Annotated in this window: 13 protein-coding genes; 12 read left to right on the top strand and 1 reads right to left on the bottom strand. The window is 43.1% G+C overall.

The window, feature by feature from the left end; all coding sequences use genetic code 11:
- The 11 genes from A3762_RS28205 to ubiG form a co-directional block, all read left to right on the top strand.
- Positions 1-189: hypothetical protein (locus tag A3762_RS28205; RefSeq protein WP_231878718.1), on the top strand; the 189-nt coding region annotated here is incomplete at its 5' end.
- 111 nt (positions 190-300) lie between these two features.
- The gene (locus A3762_RS03785) at positions 301-495 is read left to right on the top strand and encodes an AlpA family transcriptional regulator (RefSeq protein ID WP_068754177.1); all 195 of its coding nucleotides are present in this window, start codon (positions 301-303) and stop codon (positions 493-495) included.
- On the top strand, positions 495-1,391 hold the full coding sequence (locus A3762_RS03780) for a hypothetical protein (RefSeq protein WP_068754174.1): 897 nt from the start codon (positions 495-497) through the stop codon (positions 1,389-1,391). The genes A3762_RS03785 and A3762_RS03780 overlap by 1 nt, the downstream gene beginning before the upstream one ends.
- Positions 1,378-2,874: a YfjI family protein gene (locus tag A3762_RS03775; protein WP_197469002.1), complete on the top strand. Its 1,497-nt coding sequence runs from the start codon at positions 1,378-1,380 to the stop codon at positions 2,872-2,874. Before A3762_RS03780 ends, A3762_RS03775 begins: the two co-directional genes overlap by 14 nt.
- Before the next feature lie 455 nt (positions 2,875-3,329).
- On the top strand, positions 3,330-3,947 hold the full coding sequence (locus A3762_RS03765) for a GIY-YIG nuclease family protein (protein ID WP_068754168.1): 618 nt from the start codon (positions 3,330-3,332) through the stop codon (positions 3,945-3,947).
- 68 nt (positions 3,948-4,015) lie between these two features.
- Complete coding sequence (locus A3762_RS03760) at positions 4,016-4,387, top strand: hypothetical protein (RefSeq protein WP_068754166.1); 372 nt, start codon at positions 4,016-4,018, stop codon at positions 4,385-4,387.
- A gap of 206 nt (positions 4,388-4,593) precedes the next feature.
- Entirely contained in the window at positions 4,594-7,485 is a 2,892-nt protein-coding gene (locus A3762_RS03755) for an SNF2-related protein (protein WP_068754164.1), read from the top strand.
- Positions 7,482-8,261 (top strand): hypothetical protein, encoded by a 780-nt coding sequence (locus A3762_RS03750; RefSeq protein ID WP_156493201.1) that lies wholly within the window; start codon positions 7,482-7,484, stop codon positions 8,259-8,261. The genes A3762_RS03755 and A3762_RS03750 overlap by 4 nt, the downstream gene beginning before the upstream one ends.
- Complete coding sequence (locus A3762_RS03745; RefSeq protein ID WP_068754161.1) at positions 8,258-9,850, top strand: site-specific DNA-methyltransferase; 1,593 nt, start codon at positions 8,258-8,260, stop codon at positions 9,848-9,850. The genes A3762_RS03750 and A3762_RS03745 overlap by 4 nt, the downstream gene beginning before the upstream one ends.
- Positions 9,851-9,865: 15 nt before the next feature.
- A complete protein-coding gene (locus A3762_RS03740) occupies positions 9,866-12,583 on the top strand; it encodes a DEAD/DEAH box helicase (RefSeq protein ID WP_068754159.1) in 2,718 nt (905 codons plus the stop codon).
- Between the two features lie 337 nt (positions 12,584-12,920).
- Positions 12,921-13,661: a bifunctional 2-polyprenyl-6-hydroxyphenol methylase/3-demethylubiquinol 3-O-methyltransferase UbiG gene (gene ubiG / locus A3762_RS03735; protein WP_068754156.1), complete on the top strand. Its 741-nt coding sequence runs from the start codon at positions 12,921-12,923 to the stop codon at positions 13,659-13,661.
- Between the two features lie 3 nt (positions 13,662-13,664).
- Here the strand turns inward: ubiG and tatA are convergent, their stop codons facing one another.
- Complete coding sequence (tatA, locus tag A3762_RS03730) at positions 13,665-13,898, bottom strand: twin-arginine translocase TatA/TatE family subunit (protein WP_068754154.1); 234 nt, start codon at positions 13,896-13,898, stop codon at positions 13,665-13,667.
- Positions 13,899-14,137: 239 nt separating this feature from the next.
- Between tatA and A3762_RS03725 the strand changes: the two genes are divergently transcribed.
- On the top strand, positions 14,138-15,571 hold a 1,434-nt coding region (locus A3762_RS03725), incomplete at its 3' end, for a PhoX family phosphatase (RefSeq protein WP_068754152.1).

Here is a 15,571-nt window from a genome sequence, read left to right as displayed (position 1 = left end):
GGAGCTAAACCTCAAATTCGAGAGCTATCACGTTTCGAGAAAATGGTTTTCGAACAATATGTCGAAATTTTCTCAAGTAAGCCTGCCTTACATGACATAAGTAAATTTATATTAATTCTGGAAGATATTTACCCATCTTTGGGTCTCGAAGGTTCGGGGCTGCTCCATCGCTATAAGCGATTCGTTTAGGTTGATTCTGATGTTAGTCATAGATCAGGATTTTTTTCTGTATCTCTGACTAAGCTCGATCTCTGTTTAAAATACATAGTTAGACCTCCTTAAAACCACAGAGGTCTTATTATGAAAAAATTTCTTAGATTACCTGATGTAATGCAAATGACAGGGCTTGCTCGAGCCACTGTTTATTCTCTTATCGCACAAGGTAAGTTTCCGCCTCCCGTTAAATTATCCGAACGTTCCTCGGCATGGGTTTCTTCCGAAATTGATGAGTGGATGAGTGAGCGAATAGCTGCTTCCCGCAAGGAGGTTGAATAATGAATATCACTTGTTCAGCGAACCTCCGAAATTATTCTCTAAGCGTGGGAGTTCCTCTCCCAGAAGTACTAAGCGTTAGCGGAGATATTAAACGATTCCATATTAAAGGTGAGAAGAGGGGGAGTTCTAATGGTTGGTACGTTGTTAATTTTGCTCGTAATGTGTATCGAGTTGTATTTGGTAGCTGGCGAACAGGGGAAACATTTAAATGGAATAATTCTTCGGATTACCGCCCGTCTGTTAAAGACCTATATCTGGCGAAGAAGCGCAAAGCAGCTAGAGAAAAGCAAAAAAGAGATAAGCAGATAAGCACTGCGCTACTAGCAGACAGAGAATATAAACGTGCCCAAGATGCTTCGGCTTCGCACCCATACTTAATTAGAAAGAATATTTCTCCCGTCGATGTTCGACAGATAGACAACAGGCTTGTATTACCCATCTATTCAAAGCCAGATGAAATAGTAAACCTCCAGTACATTTGGCCTGATGGGCGTAAGCGATTTGAAAATGGAGGGCGCAAAAAAGGGTGTTATGGAAAAGTGGGGAAGTCGGTAACTGATGATGCCTGGCTTTGCGAAGGATATGCAACGGCGGTTTCTCTTCATAAGGAGACTGGGTTGACCGTGTTTTGGGGTATCGATGCTGGCAATCTGGAATCCGCAGCTAAAAACCTCAAGACATTCTACCCAAACACTAACTTTAATGTGTGTGCAGACAACGATCGTTATTCTTCATCTGGTCACAATATAGGGGTGCGGGACGCTCAGAAAGCGCAGAGGGTTTTCAATGAAGAGCTTCCGTATATCCCGCAATTTCAATGCACTCATTGTAAATGCACTGACTTTAACGACTTAGTGAACTGCGCAAACAATGGAGGTGGTTATGTCGGCTTTTGAGCACAGTTCATATCCGGAAGTAGCTAAGCTCACCATTCCAGATGTTTCGGTAGCAGCTCTAGATATGGGCTGTCTTCCGCCCGTTCTAAAAAGGTTTGTAGAGGATGGGGCAATGCGAATGCAGGCCCCAGTAGATTTTATTGTAGTGGCTGCCCTTTGTTCGGTGGGGGCAGCGATTGGGACAAGTATTAGAGTTCAACCCAAGGCAATGGATACGAGATATCAAATTGTGCCTACGCTTTGGGGTGCAATCATTGGAGATCCTTCAAGTATGAAGAGTCCAAGTATCTCGTTCGCTCTTAACCCTATTCAATCATTAGAGGGGGAGATGCGGATCGGGCACAAGAATGCAGAACTCGAATATAAGGCCAATAAAAAGATATTTGATATGAAGCTTAAGCAAGTAGAGGCAGGTCTTGCTACTGGAAGTAAGAAAGGTGTTGGAGAAGCCGCTTACGCCGATTTAGCGTTGATGTTGGAAAGTGAGCCGGAGCAACCGACTGAGCCTCGACTCGTTGTTAATGACTCTACGGTACCGAAGCTAGGGGTTTTGATGAATCAGAACCCGAGAGGCCTAATATTAGTTAGAGACGAACTCGCCGGTTGGCTAGCCGGTATGCAAGGCGAAACTGCTGGCGTAGATCGTGCATTCTACCTGGAGGCGTACAACGGTACTGGAAGTTATACCTACGATCGTATCTCAAGAGACAAGGTGCATATAGAGCGTTGTTGCCTAAGTGTTCTAGGTGGTATCCAGCCAAGCAAGCTAAAGCCATTAGTCAGTGACGCAATATCAGGAAAGGAAGATGACGGTTTTCTACAGCGACTGCAGTTAGCAGTTTGGCCTGCTAAAAACAAAACAAGAACCTATGTTGACCGAACATTCGATGAGCAGGCGGAGCTGCAATTTAAAAGGAGTTTAAGAAGCTTGCTCAGTGGCTCACCTGATGATCCAAAGGTGCTACGTTTTAGCTGTGAAGCCCAAATGTTATTCCAAATATGGTGGGAAAATTTACAGCAAGAGTTAGCTAATGTTGATAGTGAGTTATTTCAAGCTTTCAAAATAAAGCAGGAAAAAACCATCTGCTCAATCGCATGCATTTTCGAATTGTTGGAGTCACCGAGTAGTGGTGATATAAGTAAAAATAGCTTTGAAAAAGCGTCGGTCTTTGTGCGTTATCTAGAAACTCATGCAAAGAAGATTTACAGGTTAGATGAAAATCCCGAGCTGAGTTCAGCAATGCTATTGTGTGCCCGGAGGCGAAAAATAAATGAGGAATTTACGGCTAGAGAGCTTCAGAGAAAGGGGTGGCCAGGGCTCAAGACTGCTCAGCAGGTGAGGCTTACGCTTGAATGCCTAGAAGAGCATGGATATTTGATTTCAGCTATCGGCATTACGACTCCTTCGGTCGGGAACCAGGCCAAGAAAACATATGCTTGGAACCCCAATTTAAAAGAGACTGACCTCATCTTCGACAACTGACATTGCTGACGCCGGCTGTCAGTTCTGTCAGCTGTCAAGTAAGGGGTGTTGAACGTCAGGAAACGCACAAATGAACAACTAAATGACTAGTCCTTTTTACGAAGCTTTGACAGTTTTGTATTTGGTTTTACCGATGAGCTTGCCCTTGTAGACGGTGAGCTTTGTTCCATCGGTACAATAGAATCTCATTACGTTTCTTCTGTATGCCTCGTAAGCGGCTCGGTCTTCTTCAGAAATAACTATCGTGTTGGCAGCAAGGCGCTCGAGGTTTTTTCGGCAGTGTCGTTTGATAAGTAGTGTTATTGCTATCGTTGCAACGACAGTAATCAATATTTCCATGTTAAGCCTTTTATAGCTCGCTAGTGGCCCGTTAGATTAATCTCGAATATAGTTGAAGTTGAGTTTATTTGTGTGGCTCTAAAGTGTCATCGGCATCGAAAGTTAAGGAATAGTGTATGCGGGAGCATCTAGGTATTGTTTATGTTCTTACCAATCCGGCAATGCCAGGATTAGTGAAGATAGGGAAAACGTCTCGAGCATCGGTAGATGCTAGATTATCAGAGCTTTATACCACAGGTGTGCCCGTTCCTTTCGAGTGTGCTTTTGCAGGACGAGTAGATGATGAGCACAAGGTTGAGAGAGCTTTTCATCAAGCATTTGGTCCTTACCGTTTGAATCTCAGTCGAGAGTTTTTTGAGATTGAGGCTGACCAAGCTATAGCCTTACTAGAACTTTTAGTAGTTGAAGACGTAACTCCCTCCATACAGGCAGAAGCAGATGCTGTTGATAAGGAATCCGAATCCGCAAGCAAGCGTTTAAAAAGTAGACGGCCTGTCATTAATTACTTAGATATTGGTATCCCTGAAAGCTCGATACTTCGTTTTTACAATAATGAAGCGGAGTGTGAGGTTATTAGTGGTCGTCAGGTGCGTTATCAGGGAGAAGACTTGTCCTTAACAGCGTTAACCAAACGTTTGTTAGATACTGATAGACCTCTTCAGCCAGCTCGTTATTGGTATTATCAAGGACGGAACCTTTTGGATATTTATCACGAAGCCTGCGATCAAATGTGATTTGGCGACACTATTGGTCGTATTGACTTGTAGTATCTGTTAATGACCAAAACGAATGAGGGCGGTATATGTGTAATTCTTCGAGTGGTTTTAAACTCTGTACATGCAATGACGAGGCTTCGATTGATCGGAAAAAGCCCCATTGGGTTTTGCACAGAAAAGTACCGCGGCCAAAAGATGACTTTTCTGATTTCATTGTTGGTGAGGCGCATATCGATGAATTGTATGGTTCGATCACTAGAGATAATATCCTTGACCATCTGCGCTCTGGAGAATGCTTTGATACTGATGTGAAACTTAAACAAAAGGATCGCTTGGATATCTATATTGAAGAAATCTGTTATCAGTTCGAGCTAAGAAGAAATGGGTGGCAGATATACAGTTTTGATTTTCCAGGGATCGAGTATCAATCTATTTCTGCAGGAATTGTTGAGACGTGAATAAGAGTCGCTAGTTAGGAACCAATTGTTTGGGACATAAACGGGGGCTAAATTCAGATACCTTTCTTTGATATCTCATATAAAACAATAAATTAAGTTGGTTCTTAGGTAGCTCATACAGCTACTTAATTTTGGTATCTTATTTCGATTGTTTGCGACGTACTGTATTCTGAAAAGCTAAACAAAATAAGCTGCTCATAGACAATATGCCTATAACTAACCACCAAGCCAAATATTTCGCACACGAACTAACAATACAGCATGCTGCGGGTGGCGTTGATCGCCTTTCTCAGTCGTTGTTTGATGCAAGCGTTGATCTTAATCCGCATCAAATTAATGCAGCCTTGTTTGCATTGAACAATCCACTAAGCCAAGGCGTAGTCTTAGCCGACGAGGTTGGCCTAGGCAAAACAATCGAAGCTGGTTTAGTACTGTCCCAATATTGGGCCGAAAGACGACGTAAGCTTCTTATTATTTGCCCTGCATCACTCAGAAGACAATGGGCACAAGAACTACTTGATAAGTTCAATCTGCCATCACAAATACTCGATGCAAAAACATGGAAGAACCTGCAAAAAGAAGGCGTTTACAACCCGCTGGCAGATAAAAAAGTAGTGATAATGTCTTATCACTATGCAGCGAGGCTTGAAGAGCAACTACTTATCGAACCCTGGGATTTAGTGGTTGTGGATGAAGCTCATAAGCTCCGCAATGCCCATCGACCCAGTAACAAAATGGGCCAGCTACTGAAAAGAGCTTTATATGGGCGCAAGAAGTTACTTCTCACCGCGACGCCACTGCAAAACTCCTTGATGGAACTGTATGGCATGTCCACATTAATAGATGAACATCTATTTGGGGACGATAAAACATTCCGGCAAAACTACATACACGGTGACAGCTCTGTAGCGGAGCTAAAGTCTCGTCTAAAAGGGTTTGTTCATCGCACTCTTCGCAGAGATGTATTGGAGTATGTTAAATACACTCAACGGCAAACCTTAACAGTCCCATTTACACCGACCGCTCAAGAGCAAGACCTATACAATGGTATTTCGGCGCTACTAGAGCGTGAAGAGAGTTATGCGCTTCCTCGTAATCAGAGACACCTTACAGGTCTAATATTAAGGAAACTCTTGGCGTCGAGTTCGCATGCCGTACTCAACACCCTTCGGACTATATTAAAGAGGTTAGAATCGTTAAAGGAAGATGCCGAGAGTGATTACGACATAGTAGCTTCTATAGTCGATGACGACGACCTAGAACAAGACTACCTTGAAGAGTTTGATGGCGATGTAGTAGATGCCCCTGAAGTTGATATCGAGTTGCTCGAAGATGAAATTCGGGAAATAAAACTCTACATCAACAAGGCCGTAGCGATTGAAACAGACAGCAAAGCCAAAGCACTACTCACCGCGTTAGGCCAGGGCTTTGAAAAAATGGCAAGTATGGGAGCACCCAGAAAAGTCATTATCTTCACTGAATCCAAACGAACACAAGAATATTTATCTGCTTTTCTAAGCGCAAATGGCTTCGACGGAAAAATCGTCACCTTTAGTGGCTCCAACAATCACCCGCAGGCTACCGACATATATAAGCAATGGCTTACCGATAATGAAGGTAACGACAAAATTAGTGGATCACCACAAGTTGATCGCCGCTCCGCTTTAATTGATCATTTTAAGCATCATGCAGAAGTCATGATTGCTACCGAGGCTGCAGCTGAAGGTGTAAACCTTCAGTTTTGCTCGTTGTTGATTAACTATGATCTTCCATGGAATCCACAGCGTGTAGAACAACGCATTGGCCGTTGCCACCGATATGGACAGAAGTTCGATGTTGTGGTTATTAACTTCCTTAATAAATCAAACCAAGCGGATCAGCGGGTTTTAGAGTTACTCAGCGAAAAGTTTCATCTATTTGACGGAGTTTTCGGTGCCTCAGATGAAGTATTAGGCAGCATTGAATCAGGCGTAGATTTTGAAAAACGCATTCAGGCGATCTATGAAACCTGCAGACAACCAGAAGAAATTGAATCCGCCTTTCAGCAATTACAGAAAGAGCTAGAGGCCGATATCAACGAAAAAATGCTGGAGACAAGACAACTACTTCTGGAAAACTTCGATGAAGACATTCATGACCTTCTGAAGGTTCAGTTAGACGCAGCAGAGCAAAGGCTCGACAAAGTAGGCCGCTGGTTTTGGGCGCTAACTCAGCATGAACTAAAAAGCTTCGCCACGTTTAACGAAAGCAATCACAGCTTCCAATTGACCGGTCAAATCGCGAACGGGCAGCACTTAAGCATTCAACAAGGCACCTATCAACTTCTCAAGAAAGGTGCAAGACGCAACGAAAGCACCCTGCTTGAGCATGCACATAGGTATCGCTTAAGCGCACCATTAGGGGAATGGGTTGTATCACAAGCTGTATCACGGGAAGTGCCTTCTGCTCATCTCGTATTCGACTACGCAGCACATAATGCAAAAGTATCCGTAATTGAGAAGCTTCAAGGGAAATCAGGCACTCTATCTCTTCAAAAATTCAGTATCGAATCACTAGAAAGAAGCGAGGACTACTTATTATTCGCCGCGATGGATAATCAAGGCAAAGTTATTCCTTCTGAGGTTGCACAAAAGCTCATGCAACTCCCAGCTTACGAAGAGAGCCAAGCCAACCATTTGATTTCAGAACAGACGCCGGAAGAAGAAAAGCTCAATGCCTTGTTAGAAACAGAGCGTAATCAAGTCGAAAAGAATGTAAACGATAGAAACCTGACATTCTTCGAAGATGAGGTGAATAAACTTGATGCTTGGGCTGACGATCTAAAAGAAGGCCTAGAACAATCCATCAAAGAGTTAGACAAAGAAATTAAGCAAGTGCGCCGAGAGGCGAAAATTGCCCCGACCCTAGAAGAAAAGCTGTCTTTACAGAAGCAGCAGAAAAAACTTGAGAGCCAGCGTAACAGAAACCGACGCGATCTATTTGATAAGCAAGATGAAGTCGACGAACGTCGTGAAGCGCTTATTGAATCTCTAGAAGGCAAGCTAAATAAAAAGACAACAATAGAAACACTATTTACAGTGCAATGGAGTGTAGCTTGATAACACCTATTCAATGGATAGTCTCTGATGACTCATTAGCCGCTGCTATAGAGTGGGCATCCAAAAAACTAAACTATTCAATAGATAGACCCAACATGAACGCTAGGGATATTTCTGAAGCGCTCGACGATAAGATTATGGGTGATATTGCCACAATTGCAGTCGCAGAATTTATTAGAAGCAGGGGCTATCAAGCAGTTGCTTATGACCAGATAAGAAATGACTCTTTTCAAGAGCCTGATCCAGGATGGGACTTGGCTATAGGAATAAAAGGATTAAACGAGTGGGCTAGATCCACAAGCAGTCCAAAGCTGCCCCCAAAAGAGAAGTGTCTAACTGTTTCAGTCCGATCTTCTCGACTTGTACGTGACGAACCTATTTCAGAAGCAATTAGTCAAAGAGATTTTAAGATATTTGCACTCAATCCGAAAAATATTGGGACGGATCTAACAGCCGATATTGAAACTCAAGTGTATTACCCTCTCGCCAACTCCCAATTAAACGGTAGAAGCATAAATCATGAGAATGTTGTTGCCTGCTGCTCTGATAGAAGCAATTGTAACGAAATACTCAGCAAACTAGATATTAGAAATAGATACGGAGAATGCACTCTCACAGCCTGGGATTATTCGAATAGAATCCATCATTATTCGCAGTCGATTCGCACCAAAACATGGAGCTCATTTGGAAAGAAAATGTGGATTGCTCCATTAAGAAATGGCATGTCTTTCGAGAGCATTTTTCAAGAGCTTAGCAAATTTGGAAATAAAATATGAAATTAGAATTAAACTGGATTGGAAAAAACAAACGAGCAAAACTCGAACCTCGAATACTAATAGAAGATCAACAGATGTCTTATCACGCTTCGAAAGCAGTAGATGATAAGGACTGCTTCGATAATAAACTAATCTTCGGAGATAATCTTTTAGCACTGAAAGCCTTGGAGAAAACACATTCTGGAAAAGTGAAATGTATATTCATCGACCCTCCCTACAATACTGGAGGAGCATTCACTCACTATGATGATGGCTTAGAGCACTCCATTTGGCTTTCTTTAATGCATGAAAGGTTGATACTTATAAGAAACCTTCTTTCCACTGATGGTTCTCTTTGGATAACAATTGATGATGATGAATGTCACTACTTGAAAGTTCTTTGCGATGAGGTGTTTGGTCGTAATAACTTTGTATCAAACGCTATTTGGCAAAAAAAATACAGCCCTCAAAATGACGCTAAATGGTTAAGCGATAATCATGACCATATTTTAGTTTATGCAAAAAATAAAGAAGTATGGAGACCCAATCTTCTACCCCGATCAGATGCAGCAAATGCTAGATATAAAAACCCAGACAACGACCCACGAGGCCCATGGAAAGCAGCAGACATGTCAGTAAAAACTTACTCTGCGGCGAATGATTACGAAATCACCGTTCCTTCTGGAAGAGTAGTGAAACCAGCTGAAAGTCGCTGTTGGGCCTACTCAAAAGAAAGATATGAAGAGATGGTAGCAGACAATCGAATATGGTTTGGAGCAAAGGGAAACAATGTACCTGCTGTAAAGAAATTTTTGACGGAAGTGAAAGGTGGAACCACCAGCATGACAATATGGCCTTATGAAGAAGTTGGCCATAATCAAGATGCAAAGAAAGAAGTAAAAGCATTTAATCCAAAGGACGTATTTGATACTCCTAAGCCAGAAAAACTGTTGGAAAGAATTCTACTACTTGCAACTAACGAAGGTGACCTTGTACTAGATTCGTTTGCTGGTTCTGGAACAACCGGAGCGGTCGCTCATAAAATGAAACGGCAGTGGATAATGGTAGAGTTAGGTGAGCACTGTCATACACACATTATTCCTCGCCTAAAAAAGGTAATCGATGGAGAGGATCAAGGGGGCATATCAAGATCAGCCAACTGGTCAGGCGGTGGCGGCTTCCGTTATTACAGGATCGCTCCTTCATTAATCGAATATGACCGGTTTGGGCAGCCTATAATTAATAAAGAATATAAACCCGAAATGCTAGCAGAAGCAGTTTGTAAATTAGAAGGCTTCACTTATTCGCCTTCTGACTCATTATGGTGGCAACATGGCTACTCCACCGAAACCGATTTTATCTATGTCACCACGCAAAACCTCTCAGTTGATCAACTAGAAAAAATCAGCGAAGAAGTTGGCAGCGATAAAACACTGCTCGCCATGTGTGGCGCCTTCCGATGTCAGGCCGATCGGTTCGCGAACCTCACTATTAAAAAATTACCGAAGGCGGTATTACGCCACTGCGAATGGGCGCACGACGACTACAGCTTGAACGTGCAAAACCTGCCTATGGCAGAGAAAGACCCAGAACAAGACGACCTGTTTTAAGAATTGGAGTTGAGAATGGATACTAGAGTGATAAATAGCATTTCAGGTCGCTTGAGTCTTAGAGCACCGCAAAGAGAATCATTAGAAGCACTGGCAAAGGCAATTGATTCAACTGCAGATGACTTGCTTGATCCAAAGCATGATGTACCGGCGATGTTGGAAGCGCTTAAAGCAGAGTTTCCTACCTTAGAGGACTTTGAACGAGACTTTCCATCACTGTGTTTTGCTTTGGCAACCGGTGTTGGTAAAACTCGTTTGATGGGCGCTTTTATCAGTTATTTGCACTTAGCCCATGGCATTAAAAACTTTTTTGTACTGGCACCAAACCTAACGATCTACGAAAAGTTGATCGCCGATTTTACACCTGGCACACCTAAATATGTCTTTAAAGGTATTGCAGAGTTCGCTTCCTACCCTCCTGAAGTGATTACTGGAGACAACTATGAGCAACGCGGCGCTCAACTAATGGGGGATATTCTTTCGAACGTTCGAGTCAATGTTTTTAACATTTCAAAAATCAACTCCGAAGTTCGTGGCGGTAAAGCGCCGCGCATTAAAAGACTTTCTGAATACTTGGGTGACAGCTATTTTAGCTATTTAGCAGGCTTACCTGATCTGGTTCTGTTGATGGATGAATCTCACCGATACAGGGCGAGCGCAGGTGTTAAAGCACTGAATGAGCTCAATCCAATATTCGGTTTAGAACTGACCGCGACGCCATTCGTTGAATCTAGCCGTGGCGCAAAACCATTTAAGAATGTTGTTGTTGACTACCCACTTGCTCGCGCAATGGATGATGGTTTTGTAAAAGAGCCCGCGGTAGTTACGCAGAGGAACTTTGACTCAAGCCAGTATTCGAAAGATGAATTAGAAACCATCAAGTTGATGGATGGTATCCGACTGCACGAAGCTACCAAAGTTGAATTGATTACTTATGCTCATGAGAATGATGAACGCATAGTAAAACCATTCATGCTCGTTATCGCAAGAGACACCACTCACGCCAAGGAACTCAAAGAGAAGCTTGAGTTTGTGTTTGATGGAAAATACCTAGGCAAAGTAATTCAAGTCGATAGCAGCAGCAAGGAAGAAGAGACCGTTCAAGCACTACTCAACGTTGAAAGCAGTGACGAACCGACTGAAATTGTTATTCACGTAAATATGCTTAAGGAAGGTTGGGACGTTACCAATCTTTATACCATTGTTCCGCTCCGCGCAGCGAATGCTAGAACACTCATTGAGCAGTCTATTGGTCGGGGCTTGCGTTTGCCTTACGGTAAACGAACAGGTGTTGAGCCTGTGGACCGCTTGAGTATTGTTGCCCATGACAAATTCCAAGAAATTGTTGATGAAGCTAATAACCCTGAAAACCCTCTGCGCTTAAAGCAATTAATTCTCGATCGCCCTGAAGATGACGTTAAAACAGAAAGCGTGCAAGTAAGCTCTAATATCGAAGCGCAAATATCTGGTGAGGAAGCCACTGGCAGTGCCGGAACCACATATACCCAGAGCACACCGAGCAAAACTATTTTCGTATCTGAACCAGAAAAGAAAACGGCAACGATTGCTTTAGACATAATCAAACAGTACCAAAATAAGCCGAAAGAGGCCCCTACTAGCCAGGTACTGCAATCAGAAACTCTTCAAGAGGAAATCACACAGGCAGTTAAAGAGCATCTAACTCAGGGCCAGCAATCCTTATTGGAAGATGAAGAACAAGTCGATATCGAAAAAATTGTTGCAGCGACGACTAAGCTTGTCGTTAACAACACGATCGACATCCCTCGAATCGTAGTTACACCTAGAGGTGAAGTCTCCACTGGGTATCACGCATTTACTTTAAATGTTTCGGGAATAAAAGGCCTAAGGCCTCAAGATCGTGAGTTGGTAAGCCAGAGCCTTCAAACAAACGAACAAACCGAGATCGGCGAAGGTGACTCTGGAAATTACGAGCCAATAAAAGAGAATTACATTCTCAAAAAGTTATTTGATTATGACGACATCGCTTATGACGAACATGCCGAACTTTTGTATGACCTTTCTAAACAGGCTGTAGATTGTTTAAGCCAAGTTAACGATGAAAAGGACGTAGAGAATATTCTACAAAACCAAGGTGAAGTGATCTCTCGCCTTATTCATGCGCAGTTGAATAGCAATTTCGACGACGGGGTAACTGAAGCAACTGAATTTGATATAGAAGTAAGAAGCGGCTTTACCGCGCTAAAAGACTGTTCTTATACCGTAGCTCAAGGCCAGGAAGTTAAGAATTATCGCGAAACCGTGGCAGAAGTAAGCAAGATAAAGCAGATGCTATTTGGTGCCTTCTCGAAATGCCTATACCCAATCCAGAAATTTGACTCTGATACAGAGAGGCGTTTTTCAATTATTCTAGAGCGTGACTCTCTCAAGTGGTTTAAGCCCGCCAAAGGGCAATTCAAGATGTACTACAAAAAAGGAACTGAACACCCTGAATATGTGCCTGATTTTGTCGTAGAAACAAATGATTATGTATTGATGGTAGAAACCAAAAGCACCCAGCACCGAAAAGAAGATGGCTCATGGAACGAAGAAGTTTCAGAAAAAGCTAATTCAGGTGTTAAGTGGTGTGCCAACGCCTCAGCATATCTAAAGAAAAACGGCGGCAAAGAATGGAAGTACTTGCTCATTCCCCACGATGAGGTGAAGGAGGCTAACGTTTTAAAAAGCTATATTGAGAGATTTGAGGTAGCTTAAGGTCGATTATGAAGGATGGTTTCATTACAAAGTATGAAGATACGAGAATTGCTTTTAAAATCTTAGATTTGCCTACTTAACAAATTTATTTGGGGTGGTAATTGGGGGCTTAAGTCTAAATTTATAAATTATATATTTATATAAAACAAAGAGTTACGTATAAGATTAAGTAGAGGCCCCCGCTACCAAATAAAAAGGGTCGACAATAGTCGGCCTTTTTTTCGCCTATAAAAAACATTTATCTCCATCCCTGTCTTATCGGATTAAACCTAAGCTTTGGTGAACTTCGTTCCGTCTTTAGTCGTACTCTTAAGGTTTAGTTTGTTGGAGAACTCGGGTGACAAATCATTCTACGACCATCAATCAACGAGAAATCGCGCACTTCCATCAACTTGCAGAAACCTGGTGGGATGCCGAAGGTCCATTTTGGCCGCTTCATCGATTAAACAGGCTTCGGGTTGACTGGATTGTCGAGCAACTCTGCGCTCAATCCGAAATGGCAAAATCCCTGAAGCCTTTATCTGGTCTATCTGTTTTAGATGTTGGCTGTGGCGGCGGAATATTGAGCGAATCTTTGGCGCGTTTGGGCGCTAGGGTTACAGGCATCGATGTCGTAGAAAAGAATATTGCCATTGCGCAAACACATGCAGAACAGCAACAGCTTGATATTGAATATCGTCTTATTTCAGTTGAAGAGCTACGAAACGAAGGTGTTCAGTACGATGTTGTATTCAACATGGAGGTTGTTGAGCATGTTGCCAATCTTCCCTTGTTTATGGCGTCATGCCATGAACTTGTAAAAGAGGGTGGTGCCACTTTTGTTGCCACCATTAATCGTAATTGGCTAGCTTGGTTTGTGACGGTATTTGGCGCCGAATATGTGTTGCGCTGGCTTCCAAAAGGAACGCATCATTATTCTATGCTCAGAAAACCTTCTGAGATTGAAGCATTCCTTAACGCTGACGCATTCGAGGTAGTTCGTAGAGCTGGTGTGCGCGTTAATCCTATTAATCGATCGATGTCGATCATTGAATCGCTGGCGATCAACTATATGATTTACGCAGAAAAGCAGCGATGAAACTTAGCTATTTTTCTGCACTGAACTCTGTAAAGGTGTAGCGTCGACCTTCGAATCAGCTTCTGAAATAGAATGTGTCAGGCTTGCTTCTGGTTTGTGCTCGTTTTGATTCATTTCGGTTTTGAAATTCTTGACGGCACTGCCCAAATCGCCACCCATACTGCGAAGCTTTTTTGTTCCAAATAGTAAGGCTACGATTGCTAAAATAATCAGTAACTGTGTTGGACTAATCCCCATTTTTCTTACCTACTCGAGTGATTCCAAAGCGACACATCCTATTTTTTAAACATGACATTTTTACTTCAGCGAGATGTATTTTTTTCGACGCGAGTCCGTACTTTGTTGTGGATGAATGCCTGTATTGTTTGCCGCTAAAACGTCATATTTTTTTCAAATAATTGTCACATCACACGGCTAGTTTCTTCAGCGTGAATTTTTCGCAAACAAGATAAATCCATAAAATTTAGGATGTGATAATGAGTAAAGCGACGTTTGATCCGCGCAAGTTTAACAAGAGTTCCAATGCGCCTTTTTCAGAGGTAATGGAAGCGAATTTTAACCGCAGAGCGGTTTTAAAAGGCGGTGTTGGGGGCATGGCTGCATTAGGCATGCTGTCTACATTTGGTTTGAGTGCTTGTAGCAGTAGCGATAGCCCTTCTGTCGGTGCTGATCAGAGTTCAGTGTCTTTGGGGTTTGAGTCTATTCCAGGTTCTCTCACTGATGCAGTGACCGTTGCTGCGGGTTATACCGCATCGGTACTAGCGCCTTGGGGCACGCCGCTTAACAATACTGCAAATGCTTGGCGTGATGACGGCACGAACACTGCTGAAGACCAAGCGAACTCAGTAGGTATGCACCACGATGGCATGCACTTCTTCCCATTAAACGACGAAGAAACAGATGGCTTGTTGTGTATCAACCACGAATATATCGACCAAAATGCACTTCACCCTGCTGGTGCAACACGTGACGCGATTACCGGTATGCGCACAGATGTTGAAGAAGTACGCAAAGAAATCAACGCACACGGTGTTTCTGTTATCCGTATTCGTTTAACTGGTGATACTTGGTCTGTTGTCGACAATGACTCATATAATCGTCGTTTTACGGGTGCGACAGAAATGCGCATCTCGGGGCCTGTTACTCAAGATCCTTCAGTGCTAGTGACGCCATATTCACAAGCGGGGGACCGTGTTCGTGGAACATTGAATAACTGTGGCAATGGCTATACTCCTTGGGGAACCTATCTCACATGTGAAGAAAACTGGCCTGGTTATTTTGTTAATACCGGTACGCGCAGCACAGCGGATGAACGTCTTGGTGTAGACGATGACGATACGCGCTACGGTTGGGATGATGTAAAAGGTGACGACTCTGAAGTCGCCGATGAGTTCACGCGTTTTGACGCGACGCCATCTGGCTCAGGTCCAACAACGGATTACCGTAACGAGCCAAATGGCCACGGTTATATTGTTGAAATCGACCCATACGACAACACAAGCATGGCGGTTAAACGCACTGCACTAGGTCGCATTCGTCATGAAGGCTGTGTCTTCGGTAAGTTAACCGTTGGACAACCCGTTGTATTCTATACAGGTCATGATGGGCGCTTTGAATATATGTATAAGTTCGTATCCACCGCACTTTGGGATGCAGCAGATGCATCGCCAAGCGATCGTTTAGCCACAGGTGCGAAGTACATGGATGAGGGCACGCTGTATGTTATGCGCTTTAATGACGACAACACTGGTGAGTGGATCCCTCTAGTATTGAGCACGGCGTTATCAGACAACTATGTTGCAGATAACAGCCTAACGGCTGGCTCAACCTTAGGCGATATGTTCTCTTCTCTTGGTGAATTGATTCTTAACACTCCAGGAGCAGCGGATGCCGTAGGCGCAACCCCAATG

The sequence above is a fragment of the Oleiphilus sp. HI0125 genome, from assembly GCF_001635355.1.
This window is presented reverse-complemented; position numbering and strand designations above follow the sequence as displayed.

What these genes read in the sequence shown, in the direction of transcription:
- A3762_RS03780 (WP_068754174.1), top strand. Translation starts at nt 495, where the DNA reads ATGAATATCACTTGTTCAGCGAACCTCCGAAATTATTCTCTAAGCGTG.
- A3762_RS03740 (WP_068754159.1), top strand. Translation starts at nt 9,866, where the DNA reads ATGGATACTAGAGTGATAAATAGCATTTCAGGTCGCTTGAGTCTTAGA.
- tatA (WP_068754154.1), bottom strand. Translation starts at nt 13,898, where the DNA reads ATGGGGATTAGTCCAACACAGTTACTGATTATTTTAGCAATCGTAGCC.
- A3762_RS03775 (WP_197469002.1), top strand. Translation starts at nt 1,378, where the DNA reads ATGTCGGCTTTTGAGCACAGTTCATATCCGGAAGTAGCTAAGCTCACC.
- A3762_RS03760 (WP_068754166.1), top strand. Translation starts at nt 4,016, where the DNA reads ATGTGTAATTCTTCGAGTGGTTTTAAACTCTGTACATGCAATGACGAG.
- A3762_RS03745 (WP_068754161.1), top strand. Translation starts at nt 8,258, where the DNA reads ATGAAATTAGAATTAAACTGGATTGGAAAAAACAAACGAGCAAAACTC.
- A3762_RS03785 (WP_068754177.1), top strand. Translation starts at nt 301, where the DNA reads ATGAAAAAATTTCTTAGATTACCTGATGTAATGCAAATGACAGGGCTT.
- A3762_RS03755 (WP_068754164.1), top strand. Translation starts at nt 4,594, where the DNA reads ATGCCTATAACTAACCACCAAGCCAAATATTTCGCACACGAACTAACA.
- A3762_RS03765 (WP_068754168.1), top strand. Translation starts at nt 3,330, where the DNA reads ATGCGGGAGCATCTAGGTATTGTTTATGTTCTTACCAATCCGGCAATG.